Annotated in this window: 16 protein-coding genes; 12 read left to right on the top strand and 4 right to left on the bottom strand. The window is 70.4% G+C overall.

Annotated features, from left to right (window positions below):
* The first annotated feature begins 164 nt into the window (after positions 1–164).
* The 9 genes from leuS to holA all read left to right on the top strand — a co-directional run bounded on the left by leuS (position 165) and on the right by holA (position 12,153).
* Positions 165–3,044, top strand: a complete 2,880-nt coding sequence (gene leuS, locus OHU35_RS14325; protein WP_189723529.1) for a leucine--tRNA ligase — start codon at positions 165–167, stop codon at positions 3,042–3,044.
* A 138-nt stretch (positions 3,045–3,182) separates the two neighbouring features.
* Positions 3,183–3,917 carry a hypothetical protein gene (locus tag OHU35_RS14320; RefSeq protein WP_189723524.1) on the top strand — a complete coding sequence of 245 codons (735 nt, stop codon included), beginning with the start codon at positions 3,183–3,185 and terminating at the stop codon, positions 3,915–3,917.
* 72 nt (positions 3,918–3,989) lie between these two features.
* Positions 3,990–4,835 carry a DegV family protein gene (locus OHU35_RS14315; protein ID WP_405505490.1) on the top strand — a complete coding sequence of 282 codons (846 nt, stop codon included), beginning with the start codon at positions 3,990–3,992 and terminating at the stop codon, positions 4,833–4,835.
* A 132-nt stretch (positions 4,836–4,967) separates the two neighbouring features.
* Positions 4,968–6,164, top strand: a complete 1,197-nt coding sequence (locus OHU35_RS14310; protein ID WP_405505488.1) for a helix-hairpin-helix domain-containing protein — start codon at positions 4,968–4,970, stop codon at positions 6,162–6,164.
* Complete coding sequence (locus tag OHU35_RS14305; RefSeq protein ID WP_405505487.1) at positions 6,161–8,809, top strand: ComEC/Rec2 family competence protein; 2,649 nt, start codon at positions 6,161–6,163, stop codon at positions 8,807–8,809. The genes OHU35_RS14310 and OHU35_RS14305 overlap by 4 nt, the downstream gene beginning before the upstream one ends.
* A gap of 4 nt (positions 8,810–8,813) precedes the next feature.
* Positions 8,814–9,653: an arylamine N-acetyltransferase gene (locus OHU35_RS14300; protein ID WP_359894351.1), complete on the top strand. Its 840-nt coding sequence runs from the start codon at positions 8,814–8,816 to the stop codon at positions 9,651–9,653.
* Positions 9,654–9,871: 218 nt separating this feature from the next.
* Entirely contained in the window at positions 9,872–10,753 is an 882-nt protein-coding gene (locus OHU35_RS14295; protein WP_189723514.1) for a YceI family protein, read from the top strand.
* A 52-nt stretch (positions 10,754–10,805) separates the two neighbouring features.
* Complete coding sequence (locus OHU35_RS14290) at positions 10,806–11,051, top strand: hypothetical protein (RefSeq protein WP_189723512.1); 246 nt, start codon at positions 10,806–10,808, stop codon at positions 11,049–11,051.
* A gap of 112 nt (positions 11,052–11,163) precedes the next feature.
* On the top strand, positions 11,164–12,153 hold the full coding sequence (holA, locus tag OHU35_RS14285; RefSeq protein ID WP_405505485.1) for a DNA polymerase III subunit delta: 990 nt from the start codon (positions 11,164–11,166) through the stop codon (positions 12,151–12,153).
* Between the two features lie 9 nt (positions 12,154–12,162).
* On the opposite strand, the gene OHU35_RS14280 is transcribed toward holA, so the two are convergent.
* Entirely contained in the window at positions 12,163–12,588 is a 426-nt protein-coding gene (locus OHU35_RS14280; RefSeq protein ID WP_405505483.1) for a VOC family protein, read from the bottom strand.
* Positions 12,589–12,675: 87 nt separating this feature from the next.
* On the opposite strand from OHU35_RS14280, the gene OHU35_RS14275 reads away from it, so the two are divergent.
* The gene (locus OHU35_RS14275) at positions 12,676–13,071 is read left to right on the top strand and encodes a nuclear transport factor 2 family protein (RefSeq protein WP_405505482.1); all 396 of its coding nucleotides are present in this window, start codon (positions 12,676–12,678) and stop codon (positions 13,069–13,071) included.
* 176 nt (positions 13,072–13,247) lie between these two features.
* Here OHU35_RS14275 and rpsT read toward each other — a convergent pair whose 3' ends face one another.
* Positions 13,248–13,514: a 30S ribosomal protein S20 gene (rpsT, locus tag OHU35_RS14270; protein ID WP_184592546.1), complete on the bottom strand. Its 267-nt coding sequence runs from the start codon at positions 13,512–13,514 to the stop codon at positions 13,248–13,250.
* Between the two features lie 230 nt (positions 13,515–13,744).
* Between rpsT and lepA the strand changes: the two genes are divergently transcribed.
* Complete coding sequence (lepA, locus tag OHU35_RS14265) at positions 13,745–15,613, top strand: translation elongation factor 4 (RefSeq protein WP_189723503.1); 1,869 nt, start codon at positions 13,745–13,747, stop codon at positions 15,611–15,613.
* A gap of 249 nt (positions 15,614–15,862) precedes the next feature.
* Complete coding sequence (locus OHU35_RS14260; RefSeq protein WP_189723501.1) at positions 15,863–17,746, top strand: long-chain fatty acid--CoA ligase; 1,884 nt, start codon at positions 15,863–15,865, stop codon at positions 17,744–17,746.
* A 90-nt stretch (positions 17,747–17,836) separates the two neighbouring features.
* On the opposite strand, the gene OHU35_RS14255 is transcribed toward OHU35_RS14260, so the two are convergent.
* A complete protein-coding gene (locus tag OHU35_RS14255; RefSeq protein WP_189723499.1) occupies positions 17,837–18,292 on the bottom strand; it encodes a two-component system response regulator in 456 nt (151 codons plus the stop codon).
* The gene (locus tag OHU35_RS14250; RefSeq protein WP_189723497.1) at positions 18,289–22,407 is read right to left on the bottom strand and encodes a HAMP domain-containing protein; all 4,119 of its coding nucleotides are present in this window, start codon (positions 22,405–22,407) and stop codon (positions 18,289–18,291) included. The genes OHU35_RS14255 and OHU35_RS14250 overlap by 4 nt, the downstream gene beginning before the upstream one ends.
* Positions 22,408–22,414 lie beyond the last annotated feature (7 nt).

Below are 22,414 nucleotides of genomic sequence, written 5' to 3'. Positions count from 1 at the left end.
TGCGTGCCGTACGCCTTCTGCTTAGCGGGCCGCGCTGATCAGTCCCGGCCACCGGACGAGTCGAGTGGCCGGAATCGGCGCGGCGTCCCCTCCTGTGCGAGGGGATTTTTCGTTTCTCGAACCCACAGCCGCAGGCAGAGACGATCGATGGAGCTTTGAGGATCATGAGCGAGACGAACCCTGCTGCCGCCGCCGAGGTGGCGGCGCCGCACCGCTACACGGCCGCCATGGCGGCCGAGATCGAGGCACGCTGGCAGGACATCTGGGACGTCGACAACACCTACGGCGCGCCCAACCCGAAGGGTGACCTGGCGGGCGAGCGGGAGACCGTCGCCAAGCCCAAGAAGTTCATCATGGACATGTTCCCGTACCCCTCGGGCGCGGGCCTGCATGTCGGTCACCCCCTGGGCTACATCGCCACGGACGTGTTCGCCCGCTTCCAGCGGATGACCGGCCACAACGTCCTGCACACCCTGGGCTTCGACGCCTTCGGCCTGCCCGCCGAACAGTACGCGGTGCAGACCGGCACGCACCCGCGCGTGTCCACCGAAGCCAACATGGAGAACATGAAGTCCCAGCTGCGCCGGCTGGGCCTGGGCCACGACAAGCGCCGGTCGTTCGCCACGATCGACCCGGACTACTACAAGTGGACCCAGTGGATCTTCCTGCAGATCTTCAACTCCTGGTACGACCACGACGCCGGGCGGGCCCGCCCCATCGCCGAGCTGATCGAGCTGTTCGCCTCCGGTGAGCGGCCCGTTCCGGGACACACGCGCGCGTGGAGCGAGCTGAGCGCCGCCGAGCAGGCCGACGTCCTGGGCGAGTTCCGGCTGGCCTACGCCTCCGACGCGCCGGTCAACTGGTGTCCCGGGCTGGGCACCGTGCTGGCCAACGAGGAGGTCACCTCCGAGGGCCGCTCCGAGCGCGGCAACTTCCCGGTCTTCAAGGCCAAGCTGCGCCAGTGGAACATGCGCATCACCGCCTACGCCGACCGGCTGCTGGACGACCTGGACGCGCTGGACTGGCCCGAGGCCATCAAGCTGCAGCAGCGCAACTGGATCGGCCGCTCCGAGGGCGCCCGCGTCGACTTCCCCATCGACGGCGAGCGCATCACCGTCTTCACCACCCGCCCGGACACCCTGTTCGGCGCCACCTACATGGTGCTGGCCCCCGAGCACCCGCTGGTCGAGAAGTTCACCCCGGCCGCCTGGCCGGAGGGCACCCACGAGGTGTGGACCGGCGGCCACGCGACCCCCGGTGAGGCCGTCAGCGCCTACCGCGCGCAGGCCGCCTCGAAGTCCGACGTGGAGCGGCAGGCCGAGGCCAAGGACAAGACCGGCGTCTTCATCGGCGCGTACGCCACCAACCCGGTCAACGGCGAGCAGGTCCCGGTCTTCATCGCCGACTACGTGCTGATGGGCTACGGCACCGGCGCGATCATGGCCGTCCCGGCCGGAGACCAGCGCGACTTCGAGTTCGCGCGCGCCTTCGAGCTGCCGATCCACTGCATCGTCGAGCCCACCGACGGCCGGGGCACGGACACCTCGACCTGGGAGAACGCCTTCGGGTCGTACGACGCGAAGATCATCAACTCGTCGAACGACGAGATCAGCCTGGACGGCCTGGGCGTCGCCGAGGCCAAGGCGCGCATCACCGAGTGGCTGGAGCGGTCCGGCACCGGCGAGGGCACCGTCAACTTCCGGCTGCGCGACTGGCTGTTCAGCCGCCAGCGCTACTGGGGCGAGCCCTTCCCGATCGCCTACGACGAGGACGGCATCGCCCACGCGCTGCCCGAGTCGATGCTGCCGCTGGAACTGCCCGAGGTCGAGGACTACTCGCCCCGCACGTTCGACCCGGACGACGCCGACACCCAGCCCGAGACCCCGCTGTCCCGCAACGAGGACTGGGTCAACGTCACGCTGGACCTGGGCGACGGCCGCGGCCCGCGCCCGTTCCGCCGCGAGACCAACACCATGCCCAACTGGGCGGGTTCCTGCTGGTACGAGCTGCGCTACCTGGACCCGCACAACTCCGAGAAGCTGGTCGACCCCGAGATCGAGCAGTACTGGATGGGCCCGCGCGAGGGCCAGCCGCACGGCGGTGTCGACCTGTACGTCGGCGGCGCCGAGCACGCCGTGCTGCACCTGCTGTACGCGCGCTTCTGGTCCAAGGTCCTGTACGACCTGGGGCACGTCTCCTCGGCCGAGCCGTTCCACAAGCTGTTCAACCAGGGCATGATCCAGGCCTACGTCTACCGCGACAGCCGTGGCATCGCGGTGCCGGCCGCCGAGGTGGAGGAGCGCGACGGCGCGTACTACTACCAGGGCGAGAAGGTCTCCCGGCTGCTGGGCAAGATGGGCAAGTCCCTGAAGAACGCGGTCACTCCGGACGAGATCTGCGCCGAGTACGGAGCCGACACGCTGCGCCTGTACGAGATGGCGATGGGCCCGCTGGACGTCTCCCGGCCGTGGGACACGCGCGCGGTGGTGGGCCAGTTCCGGCTGCTGCAGCGGCTGTGGCGCAACATCGTCGACGAGGCGACCGGCGAGGTGACCGTCGTCGACGCCGAGCCGGACGAGGAGACGCTGCGCGCCCTGCACAAGGCGATCGACGGCGTGCGCGGTGACCTGGAGGGCATGCGGTTCAACACCGCCATCGCCAAGGTCACCGAGCTGAACAACCACCTGACCAAGGCGGGCGGCGCCGTCTCGCGTCCGGTCGCCGAGGCCCTGGTGCTGATGGTCGCGCCGCTGGCCCCGCACGTCGCCGAGGAGCTGTGGCGCAGGCTGGGTCACACGGACTCGGTGGTGCACCACGACTTCCCGGTGGCCGACCCGCAGTACGTGGTCGACGAGACCGTGACGTGCGTCGTGCAGATCAAGGGCAAGGTCAAGGCGCGGCTGGAGGTCTCGCCGGCCATCTCCGACGACGAGCTGGAGAAGGTCGCCCTGGCGGACGAGAAGGTCGTCGCCGCGCTGGGCGGGGCCGGGATCCGGAAGGTGATCGTGCGGGCACCGAAGCTGGTGAACATCGTTCCGGCGTAGGCGCGGGGCCTGACAGGCCTCCATCGGGGTGCTCCCCTAAGGGCAGGTTCGGGGTTCTGCAGGAACTCCGGACCTGCCTGTTGCGTTTACCGTTGAAGAGCGACGTGAGGTGTGCCGCGATGTCCTGAGGAGGAGCCGGTGGAAGCAGTGATCGCAGTATTCGCCCTGCTTTTCGTGCTTTTTCTCGGGCTCGGCGTCTACGCGACCGTGAAGGTGGTCGGTGCCGCCAAGCGCGGCGTGGATCGTGGCCTCACCCAGGCCCGCCGCACCGTCGAGGACCACACGCTGCGGGCCAAGTCCTTCGCCCAGCCCGGCGCCGCGGGGGAACTCGCCCAGCTTCGGCTGAGACTGCGCACCTCGATGCGTGCCACCCAGGACGCGCTGCACGCGGCCGTCGCCGAGGACGTGTCCCTGAAGGAGTCCCTCGGCCTCTTCGAACGGCTCAGTGCGCACGGCCATGAGCTGGACGACGAGCTGAAGCGCCTGGAGGCCGAGCCCGACCGCGGCGCGCTGACCGAGCGGCTGCCCGAGCTGCGCGAGCGCACCGAACGCATCACGCAGTCCGCGGACGCTCTGCGCTGGGCGGCCCGTGACCGGGCCCGCCGCTTCGCCGAAGACGACCTGGACTCGCTCAGCGCCCAGATCGACGTGGAGGCCGGGGCGCTGCGGCACTGGACGGCTCCGGAGTCCGAGACCGCCTCCCAGCCGTGGCCCGAAGCGCCCGCCGCCGAGGCCGCCACAGCCGGGCAGACCTGGCCGGAGACCCCGCAGTCGAGCCCTGAGCAGGAGCCGGCACGTCCGGCCATCACCCCGCCGGGACCGCGCCCCACCTACTCCTGGCAGAAGAAGGCCCGCCCCGAGAGCACCACTTGATCCGGCCACTCGCGCCACGGGGCACAGGGGCCGGGCTGCCGCACGGGCACTACGGCAGGTAACCTCCAGCTCATGTCCCGCCATGTCGCGATCGTCACCGATTCAACGGCCTACCTGCCGGCCCGGACGATGGAGCGGCACGGCATCACAGCGGTACCCCTGACGGTGGTCCTCGGCGACCGGGCGCTCGAAGAGGGCACCGAGATCTCGACCCGCGCTCTCGCCCAGGCTTTGCAGAAGCGGCGCCCCGTGACGACCTCGCGGCCCAGCCCCGCCGTCTTCGAGGAGACGTACCGCAAGGTCGCCGAGTCCGGCGCCACCGGCATCGTTTCCCTCCACCTCTCCGCCGAACTCTCCGGCACCTACGACGCGGCCGTCGTGGCCGCGCGCCAGGCGCTGGTGCCGGTGCGGGTGGTGGACACCGGCATGATCGCGATGGCGCTCGGGTTCTGCGCGCTCGCCGCGGCGGAGACCGCGGAGTCGGGTGGCACGGTGGACGAGGCCGTCACGGCCGCGGAGAAGAGGGCCGCGGGCACGTCCGCCTACTTCTACGTCGACACCCTCGACTACCTGCGCCGCGGCGGCCGTATCGGTGCCGCGCAGGCCCTGCTGGGTTCGGCGCTCGCGGTGAAGCCGCTGCTGCAACTGGCCGACGGCCGCATCGAACCGCTGGAGAAGGTGCGGACCGCGTCCAAGGCGATCGCCCGCCTCGAGGAGATCGCGGCCGACCGGGCGGGGAACGCGCAGGTCGATGTCGCCGTCCACCATCTCGCCGCCCCGGACCGGGCGTCGGCCCTCGCCGACCGGCTGCGGACACGGCTGACCGGGCTGGCCGATCTGCATGTCAGCGAGGTCGGGGCGGTGATCGGGGCGCATACGGGACCCGGGCTGCTGGGAGTTGTGGTTTCGCCGCGGTGAACGTTGCTGCGGGGCTTCGGGCATCGGCGCCTATCACCCGTGTGAGTGGCGGAGTTGTCCACAGCCGGGCGATTGTCCCCGGGAATTGACCAAGATCATCGCGGGTGGGCCGAGGTGGCCGATCCTCGTCGCATGGCACTTCGATCACGTTCACGTACAGCGACTGTGACCAGCGGCCCGGGCCGTGGACCCACGTCCGACGGCCGCGTCCGGCACCCTCGCCGCCGCCCGCCTGTCGCACGCGGCCGGGCTCGGCACCGTCACGCTTCGGCGGAGGAACTGCGCCGACGGGCGGAGGTGCTGTTCGGAGAGCCTGGCGAACGGGCTGGGCCTGGGGTGCGGGTCGGGCCCGCTGAACGGGCCGGGGAGCGGCGGGAGTCGGGACACGGGCCGCCGGGTCGTGGGCGGCCTTCCTGGGCCCTCGGGGAGACGGCTGTCGGGGATCGCGTTGTCGGGGACCGCGTCAGGGAAGGGCCCGCTCGGCACCCAGCCGTTGTGGAGCCCGGTCTGGAGCCCGGCCTGGAACCCGACGTCGTCCCCGCCGAGTCGGACAGCGGGGCGGCGGGCCGCGTCGCGGAAGGGGCCTGGCGGGAGCGGGCCGGGCTCGCGCTGCGGGAGCGCATGCCGCTGTGGTTGCAGGCCAGGTGTGGGCTGGAGCGGCGGAGCGTGCTCGCGCTGAGCGTGGTGCTCGTCGTGGCCGCGGCGTTCGCCGTGCAGCACTTCTGGACCGGCCGGACCCAGTCCGTGCGGCCGCCCGAGGTGGTGCGAGCGGCGGTGCCGTACGGGGAGCAGGGACAGGGCGGGCGGACCGAGGAGGAGCGAGGACCGGGCGTGCCCGCGGGGGCGGCGAAGGCGACAGGTGCCGCAGGGCCGCCCGAGATCGTCGTGGACGTCGGCGGCAAGGTCCGTGAACCCGGAATCCATCGGCTGCCGAGCGGTTCGCGCGTCGCTGACGCCCTGCGCGCGGCGGGCGGTGTGAAGCCCGGCACGAACACCGACGGTCTCAACCGTGCCCGCTTCCTCGTGGACGGCGAACAGGTGGTCGTCGGAGGACCGGCCCCCGTCGCGGGAACCGGGGCGGGCGGTACGGCTGCCGGAGGCCCGGCCGGTGGGGCGGCGGGCGGCGCTGCGCCGGCGGCTCCGGTCTCCCTCAACACGGCCACCGCCGACCAGCTCGACACCCTGCCGGGGGTGGGCCCGGTGCTGGCGCAGCACATCATCGACTACCGCACGCGGCACGGCGGTTTCCGTTCCGTGGACGAACTGCGCGAGGTGAACGGCATCGGCGACCGCCGCTTCGCCGACCTGCGCAATCTCGTACGGCCATGAGGACGGTCCCTGTCCCGCCGGTGCGGCGGGACGAGGCCGCTCCCGGGGCCGCGTCTGAGCCGGCCCGGTCGTCCGTGCACGCCTCGTCCGGGCAGCGGCTCGGCAGCGCCCGCCCGCGGCAGGAAGGGCCCACGGACCTACGGCTCGTGCCGCCCGCCCTCGCGGCCTGGGGCACGGCGGCGCTGGTGCTCGGCACTTCGCCGGGGTGGGCCGCGGGCATCGTGGCCGGCTGTCTGCTCGCCGTCGGCCTGCTGCCGCTGGTTCGTAGATCCGCAACGGCGTCATGGCCGCGGGCGTCGGCCACCGCCGTGCTGCTCTGCGTCGCCGCTGCCGCCGCCTCGGCCGGGCTGCACGGGGCGGATCTGCGCCGGGGGCCCGTGCCCGGCCTGGCGCGGGAGTACGCGACGGTGACCGCCGAGGTCGAGCTCACCTCCGACCCCCGGCTCACCCGGCCCAAGGTCCGGGGCGATCACGTGGCTCCGACCGCCGTGCTGGTCGATGCCGAGGTGCGGCGGGTCCACGAGGCGGGTGGCACGACAGTGGTGACGCGGGCGCCGGTGCTGATGATCGTCGACGTGAGGTCGGTCGGCGGGGGCGCCGCGGGTGGGCAGCCGTATGACGCGGCCGGTGCTCGGTCGGCGGCCGGTGAGCGGGTGCGGTCGCCGTGGCTCGGGCTGCTGCCGTCGACGCGGCTGCGGGTCAGCGCGCGGCTGGCTCCCGCCATGACGGGTGGTGACCGGGTCGCGGCTGTGCTGCGGGTCCGCGACCAGGGCGTACCGGAGGTGGTGGGAGAGCCCTCGGGGGCTCAGCGGCTCGCCGGGCGGTTGCGTGCCGGGCTACGGGAGGCGACCAGTGGGCTGTCGGCGGATGCCCGGGCCCTGTTGCCGGGGCTGGTGGTGGGGGACACCTCGCGGATCACCCCGGAACTGGAGGAGGCCTTCAAGGAAACCGACCTCACGCACACACTCGCTGTGTCCGGGGCCAACTTCACGATCCTCCTCGCCCTGCTGCTCGGGCCGCCGGGCCTGGCGCAGCACGTCGAACGGCGGGGGATCGCGCCGCGTCTCGGTATCTCCCTGCGGGGAACGGCGGTGCTCGGGGGTGCGCTCTCCCTCGGATTCGTCGTGGTGTGCAGACCGGACCCGAGCGTGCTGCGGGCCGCGGCCTGCGGAGCCGTCGCGCTGCTCGCCCTCGCGACCGGCCGGCGGAGGTCGCTGATCCCGGCGCTGGCTACGGCGGTCCTGCTGCTGGTGCTGTACGACCCGTGGCTGGCGCGGAGTTACGGGTTCCTGCTGTCCGTCGTGGCCACCGGGGCGCTGCTCACGCTCGCGCCGCGGTGGAGCGCCGGGCTGCGGCGGCGCGGGGTGCCGCCCAGGCTCGCCGAGGTGCTGGCCGCCGCTGCCGCCGCGCAGGCGCTGTGCGCGCCCGTGGTCACCGTGCTGTCGGCGCGGGTGAGCCTGGTCGCGGTGCCGTGCAATCTGCTCGCGGAGTTCGCGATCGCGCCCGCCACCGTGCTGGGCTTCGCGGCACTGGCCACGGCACCGGTGGGGATGCCGGTGGCCGAGGCCCTGGCGTGGTGCGCGCAGTGGCCCGCCGAGTGGATCGCGGAGATCGCCCGGACCGGAGCGGCGCTGCCGGGGGCGGGGGTGGACTGGCCGGGCAGCTGGGCGGGCGCGGCGCTGCTCGTGGTCGTGACCCTGGTGGTGCTGCTCGTGGGGCGGCGGCTGCTCGGACATCCGTGGTGGTGCGGGGTCTGCGGGCTGCTGCTGGCGCTGGCGGTGGTGCAGCCGCCGCCGCTGACCCGGGTGATCACGGGCTGGCCGCCGCCGGGCTGGCGGCTGGTGATGTGTGACGTCGGGCAGGGCGACGCCATGGTGCTCGCGGCGGGTGAGGGCGCCGGCGTGGTGGTGGACGCCGGGCCCGATCCGCAGCTCGTCGACCACTGCCTGCGCGCACTCGGCATCACCAGGATCCCGCTGGTCGTGCTCACCCACTTCCACGCCGATCACGTGGCGGGGCTGCCCGGTGTGCTGCGCGGACGGGCCGTGGGCGCGATCGAGGCGACGGGCTTCGAGGAGCCCGCGGACCAGGCCGCGTTCGTCCGGAGACTGGCGGCGGCCCGGCGGGTGCCCGTGACGAGTGCCGCCGCCGGGGAGCAGCGCCGCGCGGGAGGATTGTCCTGGCAGGTGGTGTGGCCGCCGCCGAGCCCGCCACCGCCGTCAGCAGGCTCGCCGCCGGGCTCGCATCCCGGGGTGCTTCCGGCCCACCCGGCGCCGGAGGGGCCGAACGACGCCAGTGTGGCCATGCTGGTCCGGTCGGCGGGGTTGCGGCTGCTGCTCCTCGGGGACCTCGAACCCCCGGCCCAGCGGGCACTGGCCAGATCGCCGGCGGCCGAGGCGCTGGAGGGCGTGGACGTGCTGAAAGTCGCCCACCACGGCTCGGCTTACCAGGACCCCGGCCTCATACACCGGGCGGCCCCGCGGCTGGCCCTGATCAGCTGCGGCGCGAACAACACCTATGGGCATCCGGCACCTGGCACGGTGGCGGCGCTGCGCGCCGGGGGTGCGACGGTGCTGCGGACGGACCGGGACGGCGCACTGGCGGTCGTAGGAGGGGGCGGAGAGCTGAGGGTGGCGCGAGACTGAGGGCATGAACTCAGCACAGGTTGATGCCTATCTCCGCCGCCTGGGGGTCGAGCCCCCGGCGTGGCCCACCGTCGACGCGCTGCGCGAGCTGCACCTGCGGCATCTGCGGACCGTGCCGTTCGAGAACCTCTCGATCCATCTCGGCGAGGAGATCGTGCTGGAGGAGAAGCGGCTGCTGGACAAGGTGGTGGGCGCCCGGCGGGGCGGGTTCTGCTACGAACTCAACGGCGCCTTCGGGACGTTGCTCGCCGCGCTGGGCTATGAGGTGGCGCTGCTCGCGGGGCGAGTGTACGGGGACGAGGAGCGGCTCGGGATCCCGTACGACCATCTCGCGCTGCGGGTGCGGACGGTGGACGGGGGCGACTGGCTGGCCGACGTCGGGTTCGGGGCGCACAGTCACCTTCCGCTGGCGTTCGGGGAGAGGGGAGAACAGGAGGACCCGGGGGGTACGTTCCGGATCGTGGAGGCGGGGCCGGACGCGGCCGGGGTGCGCGGTGGGCACGACACGGTGGAGGCGGCGGACCTGCACGTGATCCGTGACGGCAGACCGCAGTACCGCCTGGAGATGCGGCCGCGGGCCCTCGGTGACTTCGTGGCCGGGGCGTGGTGGCACAGCACGTCGTCGGTGTCGCACTTCACGCGGTCGCTGGTCTGTTCTCGGGTCACGGAGGACGGAGGGAGGATCACGCTCAGCGGACGCAAGTTCACGGTGACGGCGGCCGACGGGACGCGGGAGGTGAAGGAGCTGGGGACGGACGACGAGGTGCTCGGGGTGTACCGGGAGCGGTTCGGGATCGAGCTCGATGCGGTGCCGGTGGTCCGGGGCGGCGGCGAGGAAGGCTGATCCGGACCGGCCGGGAAGGCTGATCCGGACCAGAAGGGGCACACCGTCCACACATGCTCCACATGGTTCTAGTCGGTTCTACTCGGGAGTAGTCCCATCACATGTGCTGGATTCCCGTGATGTGGTCGCGTGTTGCCTCGAAAGCCTCATCGGTGGTCGAATGCGTCCTCGGTGAACAGTGATCAAACCGCTGACTTCGAGTCGCACGAGGTGTCCAGATGATCGGCCGCTGGCTGGGAAGCCGAACCAACCGGGTACACCGGACGAGCCCCCTGGCGGCGGTGCCGACGCCGCCGAGTGCGGGGGTGCTGAGCTGCCGGGTGCTCGACCCGGTCAACGAGCCGGTCAGACACGCCGAGTTCGCGGTCACCGACGCCATGGGGCGTGCGGTGGTCAGCGGGGGCGCGGATCCGTTCGGGTCGTTCGTGACGACGGTGCCCGCGGGGGAGTACCGGCTCGCGGTGTCGGCGGAGGGGTACACGCCGTACCGGGCGACCACCCAGGTCGCCGAGAACACGCTCGCGTCGCTCGGGGACGTGACGCTGCAGGTGGCCCGTCCGCCGGAGCTGCCCCAACCCGGCGACTGGGAGATCGAGTCGGCGCACTCCTCGCTCGGCTTCACCGCGCGGCACATCGGACTGGCCCGGATCCACGGGCAGTTCAAGTCGTTCGCGGGTGTCATACGGGTCGCCGACCCGCTGGAGCGGTCGGCGATGCATGTGGTGATCGACGCGGCGTCCATCGACACCAACGTGAAGATGCGTGACGACCATCTGCGGTCGGCGGACTTCCTGGACGTCGCGAAGTTCCCGACGCTCGAGTTCTACAGCGACCGGTTCGTGCACAAGGGCGCGAACCGGTGGGCCGTCACGGGGGCGCTGTCGCTGCACGGCGTCACGCGGACGGTCACGCTGGACACGGAGTACCTGGGGCTGGGCAACGGCATGGAGGGCGAGGTGCGGGCGGCCTGCCGGGCCACGACCGAGCTGCACCGGGACGACTTCACCGTGAGCTGGCAGACGATGCTGGCGCGGGGCATCGCGGTGGTCGGGCCGAGCATCAAGATCGACCTCGATGTGCAGGTCGTCCGCAAGGGCTGAGCCGGCGGATCCGGCGGATCGGCCCGCGACGCGGTGTCGGACAATGTCCGGCGTGAGTGATGTGCGACATGTGCTGGTGCTGCCCGACCGTGATGCCGCGGAAGAGGTGGTCGAGGCGCTCGGGGAGCGGTTCGGGGTCGTCGAGGAGCCGCGGCTCGTGCGGGACGCGCTGGCCGGTGAGGACGATGCCGAGGACGCGCAGTGGCTGGTCGTCCTGAGGGACGAGGACGGGCGGCTGGACGCCGGGGAGCTGGACCGGTTCGCCGGGGAGTGGGACGGCTGGCGGGAAGAGCCGTAGGGCGCCGGGGCCGCTGTCCGCATACGCCTCCGTCCGTACGCGCACCTGTCCGTCCGAGCCCGCCACGGTCCGTCCGGCCTCGTTGTCAGTGCCGCGTGGGATGCTTGTCGCGATGGCCAGGAAGACTGCGAATGACGACCCTCTCGCCCCGGTGACACTCGCCGTGGGCCAGGAGGACCTGCTGCTCGACCGCGCCGTGCAGGAGGTGGTGGCCGCGGCGAAGGCCACCGACGCCGACACGGACGTACGGGACCTGACTTCGGACCAGTTGCAGCCCGGCACACTCGCCGAGCTGACGAGTCCGTCGCTCTTCGCGGAGCGCAAGGTCGTGGTTGTACGCAACGCGCAGGATCTCTCGGCCGACACGGTCAAGGACGTCAAGGCCTATCTCGGGGCGCCCGCCGAGGAGATCACCCTCGTGCTCCTGCACGCCGGAGGGGCCAAGGGCAAGGGGCTGCTCGACGCGGCGCGCAAGGCCGGGGCGCGCGAGGTGGCCTGTCCGAAGATGACGAAGCCGGCGGACCGGCTGGCGTTCGTGCGGGGCGAGTTCCGGGGGACGGGAAGGTCCGCCACGCCGGAGGCGTGCCAGGCGCTCGTCGACGCGATCGGGAGCGATCTGCGGGAGCTGGCGTCGGCGGTCTCGCAGCTGGTCGCGGATGTCGAGGGGACGATCGACGAGGCGGTCGTCGGGCGGTACTACACCGGCCGGGCCGAGGCGTCGAGCTTCACGGTCGCCGACCGGGCGGTCGAGGGGCGGGCGGCGGAGGCGCTGGAGGCGTTGCGCTGGTCGCTGGCGACCGGGGTGGCGCCGGTGCTGATCACCAGCGCGCTGGCGCAGGGCGTCCGGGCGATCGGGAAGCTGTCCTCGGCGCGCGGAGGCCGGCCCGCCGATCTCGCGCGTGAGCTGGGGATGCCGCCGTGGAAGATCGACCGGGTCCGGCAGCAGATGCGCGGCTGGACCCCGGACGGCGTGTCGATGGCGCTGCGGGCGGTCGCCGAGGCGGACGCGGGGGTGAAGGGCGGCGGGGACGACCCGGGGTACGCCCTGGAGAAGGCGGTGGTCGCGATCGCGCGGGCGGCCCGGTCCGGGGGACGAGGGTAGGGGGCCGCTTCAGCGGACGGGCTCGCCGATGCCCAGCATGTTCCCCTCGCTGTCGCGGAACCAGGCGCCGCGTTCGCCCCGGGCGCCCTTGCTCGGGTAGTTCCCCTCGATCTCGGCGATCCCGTCCCGTGTGCGGAACCCGGGTAGGTCGACCTCCTCGAACACCACACCCCGCCGCTTCAGCTCCGCCACGGCGGCGTCGATGTCGTCGACCTCCAGCGCCATCTGGGTGAAGGTGCCGGGCGAGGCGCCCGTCGAGCGGAACAGGACGAACTCCCCGCCGCCGCACCGGTAGAGCAGCCCGCCGGGCCGTTCGTCGGCGGGCTCCAGACCGAGTTTCTCGGCGTAGAAGCGCCGCGCCCGGTCCAGGTCCTGGGCGGGAAGCCTGGTCGCCACGCGGGCCCGGGCCAGCATGTCCCTTTCGTCACCGTTCATCTCTCCACTGTGCCGCGAGCGACGGCCGGAGGGAGAATCGGGTGTATCAGCCGTACGTCGCCAAGAGACGGAGAGGTGGCGAAGGTCATGGCTGAACACCCGCACGCAGCGCTCGTCCGCAAGGGATTCGAGGCCTTCTCGCGAGGTGACATGGACACCTTGCGCGGACTGATCGCGTCGGACGCCACACACCACGTACCCGGAGATCACCCGTTGTCGGGTGACTTCAAGGGAGTGAACGCGATCATCGAGATGTACGAGCGGCTCGGCATGGAGACCAAGGGGACGATGAACGCCGAACTGCTCGGCATCTGTGTCGACGGCCGGGGCCATGCGGTCGGGATGACCCGCTTCACGGCCGAGCGCAACGGCAAGCACCTCGACGACACCGGCTGCATCATCTTCCGGATCGTCGGCGACAAGGTCACCGACCTCGACGAATGCGTCGAGGACATCGACAAGAACAACGCGTTCTGGTCCTGAACAGGCCGAAGGCCGGATGCCCTCCCATGGGGAACAGGAGAGACACCCGGCCTTCGGTGCAAGCTGCTGGATCCGCGCCCGCGTGGCGAACGCAGGCCGCGCGCGGATCCGAAAAGTGCCGGAAGGGAGCGGATGAGAGAGGGCCCGCTCGATTCCCTCCGGCGTCACATCAGATGTCAGCCCTTGAGCGCGCCGACCTTCTGAGCCAGCGCCGACTTCTTGTTGGCAGCCTGGTTCTTGTGGATGACGCCCTTGGAGACGGCCTTGTCGAGCTGACGCGCGGCAACGCGCTGGTACTCGTTGGCCTTCTCGACGTCACCCGCGGCAGCAGCCTCACGGGCCTTGCGGATCGCGGTCTTGAGGGAGGACTTGACGGCCTTGTTGCGCAGCCGAGCCTTCTCGTTGGTCTTGATCCGCTTGATCTGGGACTTAATGTTCGCCACGAATGAGCCTTTTCAGGTTCTGGCACGGGACCGCGAGGGACCCGCACCGATGATTTCTTGAGGTAGTGCCTCCTGCTGAGAGGGCATGAGGCACAGCCACCCACGGTACCAGCGGGCCCATCCACGGCCCAAACCCGTCCATGGTCCCCACCCGTGGGACCATGGAGGCTACGTATCGATCCGACCCGAGACCGCAGACACTGCGGACGCCTCAAGAATCAGGACCCTGCGTGCCCGCGATCCCTAGCCATGTGCCCGAACCGAGCCGTACCGACCCGGCTCTGATCCGCAACTTCTGCATCATCGCGCACATCGACCACGGCAAGTCCACGCTCGCCGACCGGATGCTTCAGCTGACCGGAGTGGTCGAGCAGCGGCAGATGCGCGCTCAGTACCTCGACCGCATGGACATCGAGCGTGAGCGCGGCATCACGATCAAGTCCCAGGCGGTGCGTCTGCCGTGGGCTCCCACCGAGGAGCCAGGCAACACGCACATCCTCAACATGATCGACACCCCGGGCCACGTCGACTTCACCTACGAGGTCTCGCGGTCGCTCGCCGCCTGCGAGGGCACCATCCTCCTGGTCGACGCGGCCCAGGGCATCGAGGCCCAGACTCTCGCCAACCTCTACCTGGCGATGGAGAACGACCTCAAGATCATCCCCGTCCTCAACAAGATCGACCTGCCGGCCGCGCAGCCCGAGAAGTTCTCCGAGGAACTGGCCAACCTCATCGGCTGTGACCCGGACGACGTGCTCAAGGTGTCCGCCAAGACCGGCATGGGCGTCGAGGCGCTGCTCGACAGGGTCGTCAGGGAGGTCCCGGCGCCCGTCGGGGTCAAGGACGCGCCCGCGCGCGCCATGATCTTCGACTCCGTCTACGACTCCTACCGCGGTGTCGTGACGTACGTCCGTGTCATCGACGGCCAGCTCAACAAGCGCGAGCGGATCCGGATGATGTCCACCGGCGCCACGCACGAGCTGCTGGAGATCGGCACCAACTCGCCGGAGATGAAGGCGGCCGACGGTATTGGCGTCGGCGAGGTGGGCTACCTGATCACCGGCGTGAAGGACGTCCGCCAGTCCAAGGTCGGTGACACCGTCACCAGCATGCACAAGGGCGCCGAGGAGGCGCTCGGCGGCTACAAGGACCCGAGGCCCATGGTCTTCTCCGGTCTGTATCCGCTGGACGGCTCGGACTACCCCCTGCTGCGCGACGCGCTGGACAAGCTTCTGCTCAACGACGCCGCCCTGGTCTACGAGCCGGAGACCTCCGCGGCCCTCGGTTTCGGCTTCCGCGTCGGTTTCCTGGGCCTGCTGCACCTCGACGTGATCCGCGAGCGGCTGGAGCGCGAGTTCGGCCTCGACCTGATCGCCACCGCGCCCAACGTGGTATATCGCGTGATCATGGAGGACGGCGTCGAGCACACCGTCACCAACCCGAGCGAGTTCCCCGAGGGCAAGATCAACGACGTGTACGAGCCGGTCGTACGCGCCACGATCCTCGCGCCGACCGAGTTCATCGGCGCGATCATGGAGCTGTGTCAGACCCGGCGCGGCACCCTGCTCGGCATGGACTACCTCTCCGAGGACCGGGTGGAGATCCGCTACACCCTCCCGCTCGCCGAGATCGTCTTCGACTTCTTCGACCAGCTGAAGTCCAAGACCCGCGGGTACGCCTCGCTCGACTACGAGCCCACCGGCGAGCAGACCTCCAGCCTGGTCAAGGTCGACATCCTGCTGCACGGCGACAAGGTGGACGCCTTCTCGGCGATCACCCACAAGGACCAGGCGTACGCGTACGGCGTACGGCTCGTCGCCAAGCTGCGCGAGCTCATCCCGCGCCAGGCCTTCGAGGTGCCCATCCAGGCCGCCATCGGCTCCCGGGTGATCGCCCGCGAGACCATCCGCGCCATCCGCAAGGACGTCCTCGCCAAGTGCTACGGCGGTGACATCTCCCGTAAGCGGAAGCTGCTGGAGAAGCAGAAGGAGGGCAAGAAGCGGATGAAGATGGTGGGTTCCGTGGAAGTTCCGCAGGAGGCCTTCATCGCGGTCCTGTCCAGTGATGACAGCGCGGGGTCGGGCAAGGGCAAGAAGTAGTCACGGATTACCGTGGGTTACACCCCAAACCGGGTAGAACAGGGGCCCGCCGTGCGAGAGCACGGCGGGCCCCTGTGCGCACGTGGGGTAGCTGTCTGTACGAAGAGACAGGCCGCGGGCCCTTACGCGGGGACCGGTCGGCCTTTACTCTGATCCCTGCTCGATAGTTACTCGTGAGTTAAACAACGGCTCGCGAGTAAAACCAGCCGCACCTGAGCCAGCCGCCTGACGCGGGCCCCGGAGGATGTCGTGAGCGACACACAGACCCTGATCGAGAACCGTCCGCCGTCGGTGGCGAACCTTTTCCTGGAGCGGGTGGCGGCCACGCCGGACGCCGAGGCCTATCGGTATCCGGTCCCATCGTCCTCCGGTCAGGGGCCGGACGAGTGGAAGTCGCTGAGCTGGGCGCAGGCCGCCGAGCGGGTCTACGCCATCGCGGCGGGACTCATCGAACTGGGCGTGCGGGCCGAGCAGCGCGTCGCGCTCGCTTCCAGCACCCGGATCGAGTGGATCCTCGCCGACCTCGGCATCATGTGCGCCGGCGCCGCGACCACCACGGTGTACCCGCAGACCAACGCCGAGGAGTCCGCCTACATCCTGTCGGACTCCGAGAGCCGGGTGCTCATCGCGGAGAACGTCGACCAGCTGGCCAAGGCCAAGGAGAAGCGCGCCGAGCTGCCCGAGCTGACCCATGTCGTGGTCGTCGACCCGGCGGGTCTGGCGAACGAGGAGAGCGCGGACTGGATCCTCACCCTCGACGAGCTGGAGAAGCGCGGTGCGGCCCGCCTGGAGAAGGACCCCGACCTGATCAAGGAGCGGGTCGGCGCGATCACGAAGGACCAGCTGGCCACCCTCATCTACACCTCCGGCACCACCGGACGCCCCAAGGGCGTGCGCCTGCCGCACGACAACTGGTCGTACATGGCGAAGGCGATCGCCGCGACCGGCCTGGTCAGCAGCGAGGACGTGCAGTACCTGTGGCTGCCCCTGGCGCATGTCTTCGGCAAGGTGCTCACCTCCGGCCAGATCGAGGTCGGGCACGTCACCGCCGTGGACGGCCGCGTCGACAAGATCATCGAGAACCTGCCGATCGTGCAGCCCACGTACATGGCGGCCGTGCCGCGCATCTTCGAGAAGGTCTACAACGGCGTCGCCGCCAAGGCCCGTGCCGGCGGCGGGGCCAAGTACAAGATCTTCCAGTGGGCGGCCGAGGTCGCCCGCGAGTACGCCAAGGCCGCGCAGGACAACTTCCGGCGTACCGGAACCATGTCCGTGCCCTTCGGTCTCGGCGCCAAGCACAAGGTCGCCGACGCGCTGGTGTTCGCCAAGATCCGTGAGGCCTTCGGCGGCAACCTGCGGGCCTGTGTCTCCGGGTCGGCCGCCCTCGCGCCGGAGATCGGGTACTTCTTCTCCGGCGCCGGCATCCACATCCTCGAGGGCTACGGCCTGACCGAGTCCTCGGCGGCTTCGTTCGTGAACCCGGGCGAGGCCTACCGCACCGGTACGGTCGGCAAGCCGCTGCCCGGTACGGAGGTGCGGATCGCGGACGACGGGGAGATCCTGCTGCGCGGCCCCGGCATCATGGAGGGCTACCACGGGCTGCCCGAGAAGACCGCCGAGGTGCTGGAGTCGGACGGGTGGTTCCACACCGGGGACATCGGGGAGCTGTCGGCCGACGGGTACCTGCGGATCACCGACCGCAAGAAGGACCTCATCAAGACCTCGGGCGGCAAGTACATCGCGCCCGCGGAGGTCGAGGGGCAGTTCAAGGCGGTGTGCCCGTATGTGTCGAACATCCTGGTGCACGGGGCCGACCGGAACTTCTGCACGGCGCTGATCGCTCTCGACGAGCCGGCCATCGTCGAGTGGGCGAAGGAGAACGGGCTCGGGGGGAAGTCGTACGCCGAGATCGTGGCCGCGCCCGCGACGGTGGAGATGGTCGACGGGTATGTGAAGCAGCTCAACGAGGGGCTTCAGAGGTGGCAGACCATCAAGAAGTTCCGGTTGCTGCCGCGGGATCTTGATGTGGAGCACGGGGAGATCACGCCGAGTCTGAAGTTGAAGCGGCCGGTTGTGGAGCGGGAGTACAAGCATCTGATCGAGGAGATGTACGAGGGCTCTCGCGAGGCGTAGGGGGTAGCGGGGGTTGTGTGGCGACCTCGGGTCCGTTGGGGTTGTTCGCGCCCACGCGGCGGAGCCGCAAATTGACACAGCCCCGCGCCCCTAAGTACCTTCCCCCGTCCGGCGTTTGAGGTCCTGGATCTCTGTTCTGAGGCGTTCCACCTCTCTGCCCTTGCGGTAGAGGTCCAGGAAGACGCTGACCTTTGCCCTGAGGACCCACGGGTCGAACGGCTTGGTCAGGTAGTCGGCGGCGCCGGTCGCGTAGCCGCGGAAGGCGTAGCCCGAGTCGTCGTCCGCTCCTGTCAGGAAGATGATCGGGACGTCGCGGGTCTGGTCGAGGCGTTTGATGTGGGCGGCTGTCTCGAAGCCGTCCATGCCGGGCATGCGGATGTCGAGCAGGACCAGGGCGATCGGCTGCCGCAGCAGGGCCTTCATCGCCTCCTCGCCCGAACGGGCGCGTACCAGTGGTTCGTTGAGGGAGGCGAGGACGGCCTCCAGGGCGGTCAGGTTGTCCTCCATGTCGTCGACCAGGAGGATTCCGGCGCGGTCGGTGCTCATGACGGTCTGGCCTCCTCCGCCGGGTCCTCCGCGTCCTCTGTGTTCTCCGGGTTCAGCAGTTCGCACACGACCGTCAGCAGCCGGTCGATGTCCACCGGCTTGGGCACGTAGTCGTTGGCGCCGCGGGCGATGGACTTCTCCCGGTCGCCCGGCATCGCCTTGGCGGTCAGCGCCACGATCGGCAGGCCCGTCCAGCGGGGTGCGCGGCGGATGGCGGAGATGGTCTCGTAGCCGTCCATCTCCGGCATCATGATGTCCATCAGGACCAGTTCGACGTCGGCGCTGCGCTCCAGGGTCTCGATGCCCTCGCGGCCGTTCTCCGCGTACAGCACGGTCATGCCGACCCGGCCCAGGACATGGGTGAGGGCGAAGACGTTGCGGATGTCGTCGTCGACGATCAGCACCCGGCGCCCGGCCAGGATCCGGCCCGGCCTGCCGGACGTCCAGGCCTCCAGCTTCGTCGGCGCCGGCCAGGCGTCGTCCGACTCGTGCGCGGCCGGGTACGGCCCCACCGTCGGCTGGAGGGGCAGGGGCAAAGCCGCGCGCTCCTCCGGGACCGGAACCGGCGCCGTGTGGCCGGGGCTGACGACCGGGACGTACAGGGTGAACCTGGAACCCCTGCCGGGCTCGCTCTCGGCGATGATCCGGCCGCCGAGCAGGCCCGCGATCTCCCGGCTGATCGACAGGCCGAGGCCGGTGCCGCCGTACTTGCGGTTGGTGGTGCCGTCGGCCTGCTGGAACGCCTCGAAGATCACCGGGAGTTTCTCCGGTGCGATACCGATGCCCGTGTCGGACACCGAGAACGCGATCACGTCGTCGGTGTCCCGTACGGAGCGGTGCTCGGTGTCCTGCACCCGGTCCACCCGCAGCTCGACCTTGCCCGACGCGGTGAACTTGATCGCGTTGGACAGGAGATTGCGCAGGATCTGCTGGAGCCGCTGTTCGTCCGAGTACATCTCGCGCGGCACGTCCTCGCCGACCGCCACCTCGAAGGCGAGCCCCCGGTCGATGGTGAGGGGGCGGAACGTGGCGTGGACGTAGTCGAGCAGCTTGATGAGCGGGAGCCGCTTGGGCCGTACGTCCATCCGGCCCGCCTCGATCTTCGAAAGGTCGAGGATGTCGTTGATCAGCTGGAGCAGGTCCGAGCCCGAGCGGTGGATCGTCGTCGCGAACTGCACCTCCTGGTCGGAGAGACGGCCGTCCGGATTGTCGGAGAGCAGCCGGGCCAGGATCAGCAGGGAGTTCAGCGGGGTGCGCAGCTCGTGCGACATGTTCGCCAGGAACTCCGACTTGTACTGGGAGGACGTGGCCAGCAGGGCGGCCTTCTCCTCCAGCGCGGCGTTGGAGCGCTGCAGCTCGCCCTGCTGCTTCTGGAGTTCGTCCGAGCGCTCCTGGAGCTGCATGGCGAGGCGCTGGGACTCGCCGAGCAGGGACTCCGTGCGGGAGTTGGCGATGATCGTGTTGATGGCGACGCCGATGGTGTTGACGAACTGGTCGAAGAACGCCAGGTGCACATCGGAGAAGCGGGAGAAGGAGGCGAGCTCGATGACACCGAGGAGCTTGTCCTCGAAGAGGATCGGGATGATGACGATCGTGGTGGGAGCCGCCTCGCCGAGGCCACTGTTGATCTTGATGTAGTCGGGCGGGGCGCCCTCCACCAGGATCCGCTTCTTCTCGCGGGCCGCCTGCGCGACCAGGCCGTGCACGGGCAGGGCCCCGGTCTCGACGGTCGCGTCCTGGGCGGCGCCGTAGCCGGCGATGAAGGCCAGGCCCTTCGTCGGCACGGCGGTGCGCAGGGCCGCGCCGTCCTCGTCCGGGTCGGCCAGGTAGAACGCGCCGTACTGGGCGTTCACCAGCGGGGTCAGCTCGCGGAGTATCAGGTCGGCGACCTCCATCAGGTCGCGGTGGCCCTGCATCAGGGCGGCGAGGCGGGCCAGATTGGACTCCAGCCAGTCCTTCGCGCGGGTCGTCTCGCGGAGGTTGGCCACCATCAGGTTGATGTTGTCCTTCAGCTCGGCGACCTCGCCGCGCGTCTCGACCGTGATCGAGCGGGACATGTCGCCCTGGGCCACCGCGGAGGCGACCTCGGCGATCGCGCGGACCTGGGTGGTGAGGTTGAGCGCGAGTTCGTTGACGTTGGTCGTCAGGCGCTTCCAGGTGCCGTAGACGCCCTCGACCCGGGCCTGGCCGCCGAGTTGGCCCTCGCTGCCGACCTCGCGGGCCACGCGGGTGACCTCGGAGGCGAAGGAGGACAGGGTGTCGACCATCGTGTTGATCGTGGTCTTCAGCTCCAGGATCTCGCCGCGCGCGTCCACGTCGATCTTCCGGGACAGGTCGCCCTGCGCCACGGCCGTCGCCACCTGGGCGATGTTGCGCACCTGGGAGGTGAGGTTGTCGGCCATGTAGTTGACGTTGTCCGTCAGGTCCCGCCACACCCCGGAGACGCCCAGCACCTGGGCCCGGCCGCCGAGCCGGCCGTCGGTGCCGACCTCGCGGGCCACACGCGTCACCTCGTCGGCGAAGGCGCGCAGCTGCTCCACCATCGTGTTGACGGTGTCCTTCAGCTCCAGGATCTCGCCGCGGGCGTCGACCGTGATCTTCTTCGACAGGTCGCCGTTGGCGACGGCGGTGGTGACCTGGGCGATGTTGCGGACCTGGGAGGTCAGGTTCAGCGCCATGAAGTTGACGTTGTCGGTGAGGTCCTTCCAGACGCCGGAGACGCCCCGGACCTGGGCCTGACCGCCGAGGTTGCCTTCCGTGCCGACCTCGCGGGCGACGCGGGTGACCTCGTCGGCGAAGGCGGAGAGCTGGTCGACCATCGTGTTGATCGTGGACTTGAGCTCCAGGATCTCGCCCTTGGCCTCCACCGTGATCTTCTTGCCGAGGTCGCCCTGGGCGACGGCGGTGGAGACGAGGGCGATGTTGCGGACCTGGGAGGTGAGGTTGTCCGCCATGAAGTTGACGTTGTCGGTGAGGTCCTTCCAGACCCCGGAGACGCCCCGGACCTGAGCCCGGCCGCCCAGGTTGCCTTCCGTGCCGACCTCGCGGGCGACGCGGGTGACCTCGTCGGCGAAGGCGGAGAGCTGGTCCACCATCGTGTTGATGGTCGACTTGAGCTCCAGGATCTCGCCCTGCGCGGCGACCGTGATCTTCTGGGACAGGTCGCCGTTGGCCACGGCCGTCGTCACCTGGGCGATGTTGCGGACCTGGGAGGTCAGGTTCGACGCCATGAAGTTGACGTTGTCGGTGAGGTCCTTCCAGACCCCCGACACGCCCCGCACCTGCGCCCGGCCGCCCAGCTGGCCCTCGGTGCCGACCTCGCGGGCGACGCGCGTGACCTCGTCGGCGAAGGCGGAGAGCTGGTCGACCATCGTGTTCACGGTCAGCTTCAGTTCCAGCAGCTCGCCGGTCGCCTCCACCGTGACCGTGCGGGTCAGGTCGCCGCGCGCGACCGCCGTCGTCACCGCCGCGATGTCCCGTACCTGGGCCGTGAGCCGGGACGCCATGGTGTTGACGGCCTCCGTCACGTCCCGCCAACTGCCCGACAGGCCCCGCACATTGGCCCGGCCGCCGAGCCGGCCCTCGGTGCCGACCTCGCGCGCGACCCGCGTCACCTCGCCCGTGAACAGGGACAGCTGATCCACCATCGTGTTCACGGCCCGGCCGAGGTGACGCAGGTCGCCGCGTAACTGCCGGGTCCCGTCGTGCAGATCGACCCGCTGCGTCAGATCGCCGCCGGCCACCGCGTCCAGCACCCGCGTGGCGTTCGCCGCCGGGGCGACCAGGGCGTCGAGCAACTGGTTCACGTCGTTGACGCGGGATGTCCACAGGCCCTGGCCCGGGCTGGCCGAGAGGCGCTCGTCGAGCCGGCCGTGCCGCACCAGCTCCCGCCGGACGCGCTGCACCTCGGTGGTGAAGTGGACGCTGCGGTCCATGATCTGGTTGAAGACCGCGGTGAGTTCGGCCACCATCCCGTGGCCGGTTTCCGGCACCTTGGTGAAGTCGCCGTCGCGTGCGGCGGTCATCGCGGCGAGCAGTGGACGCAGATCGGATGTACGAATCTGACCGTCTTCGTACCGGTCTTCGACCACAGGAGTAGCACTGTTCTCACTCATGGCGGCC

Origin of the sequence: Streptomyces purpurascens, assembly GCF_045040895.1 — a bacterium.
Taxonomy (GTDB): Bacteria; Actinomycetota; Actinomycetes; order Streptomycetales; family Streptomycetaceae; genus Streptomyces; species Streptomyces purpurascens.
The sequence above is the reverse complement of the archived record's forward strand: the minus strand, read 5'-3'. Positions and strand labels throughout refer to the sequence as shown.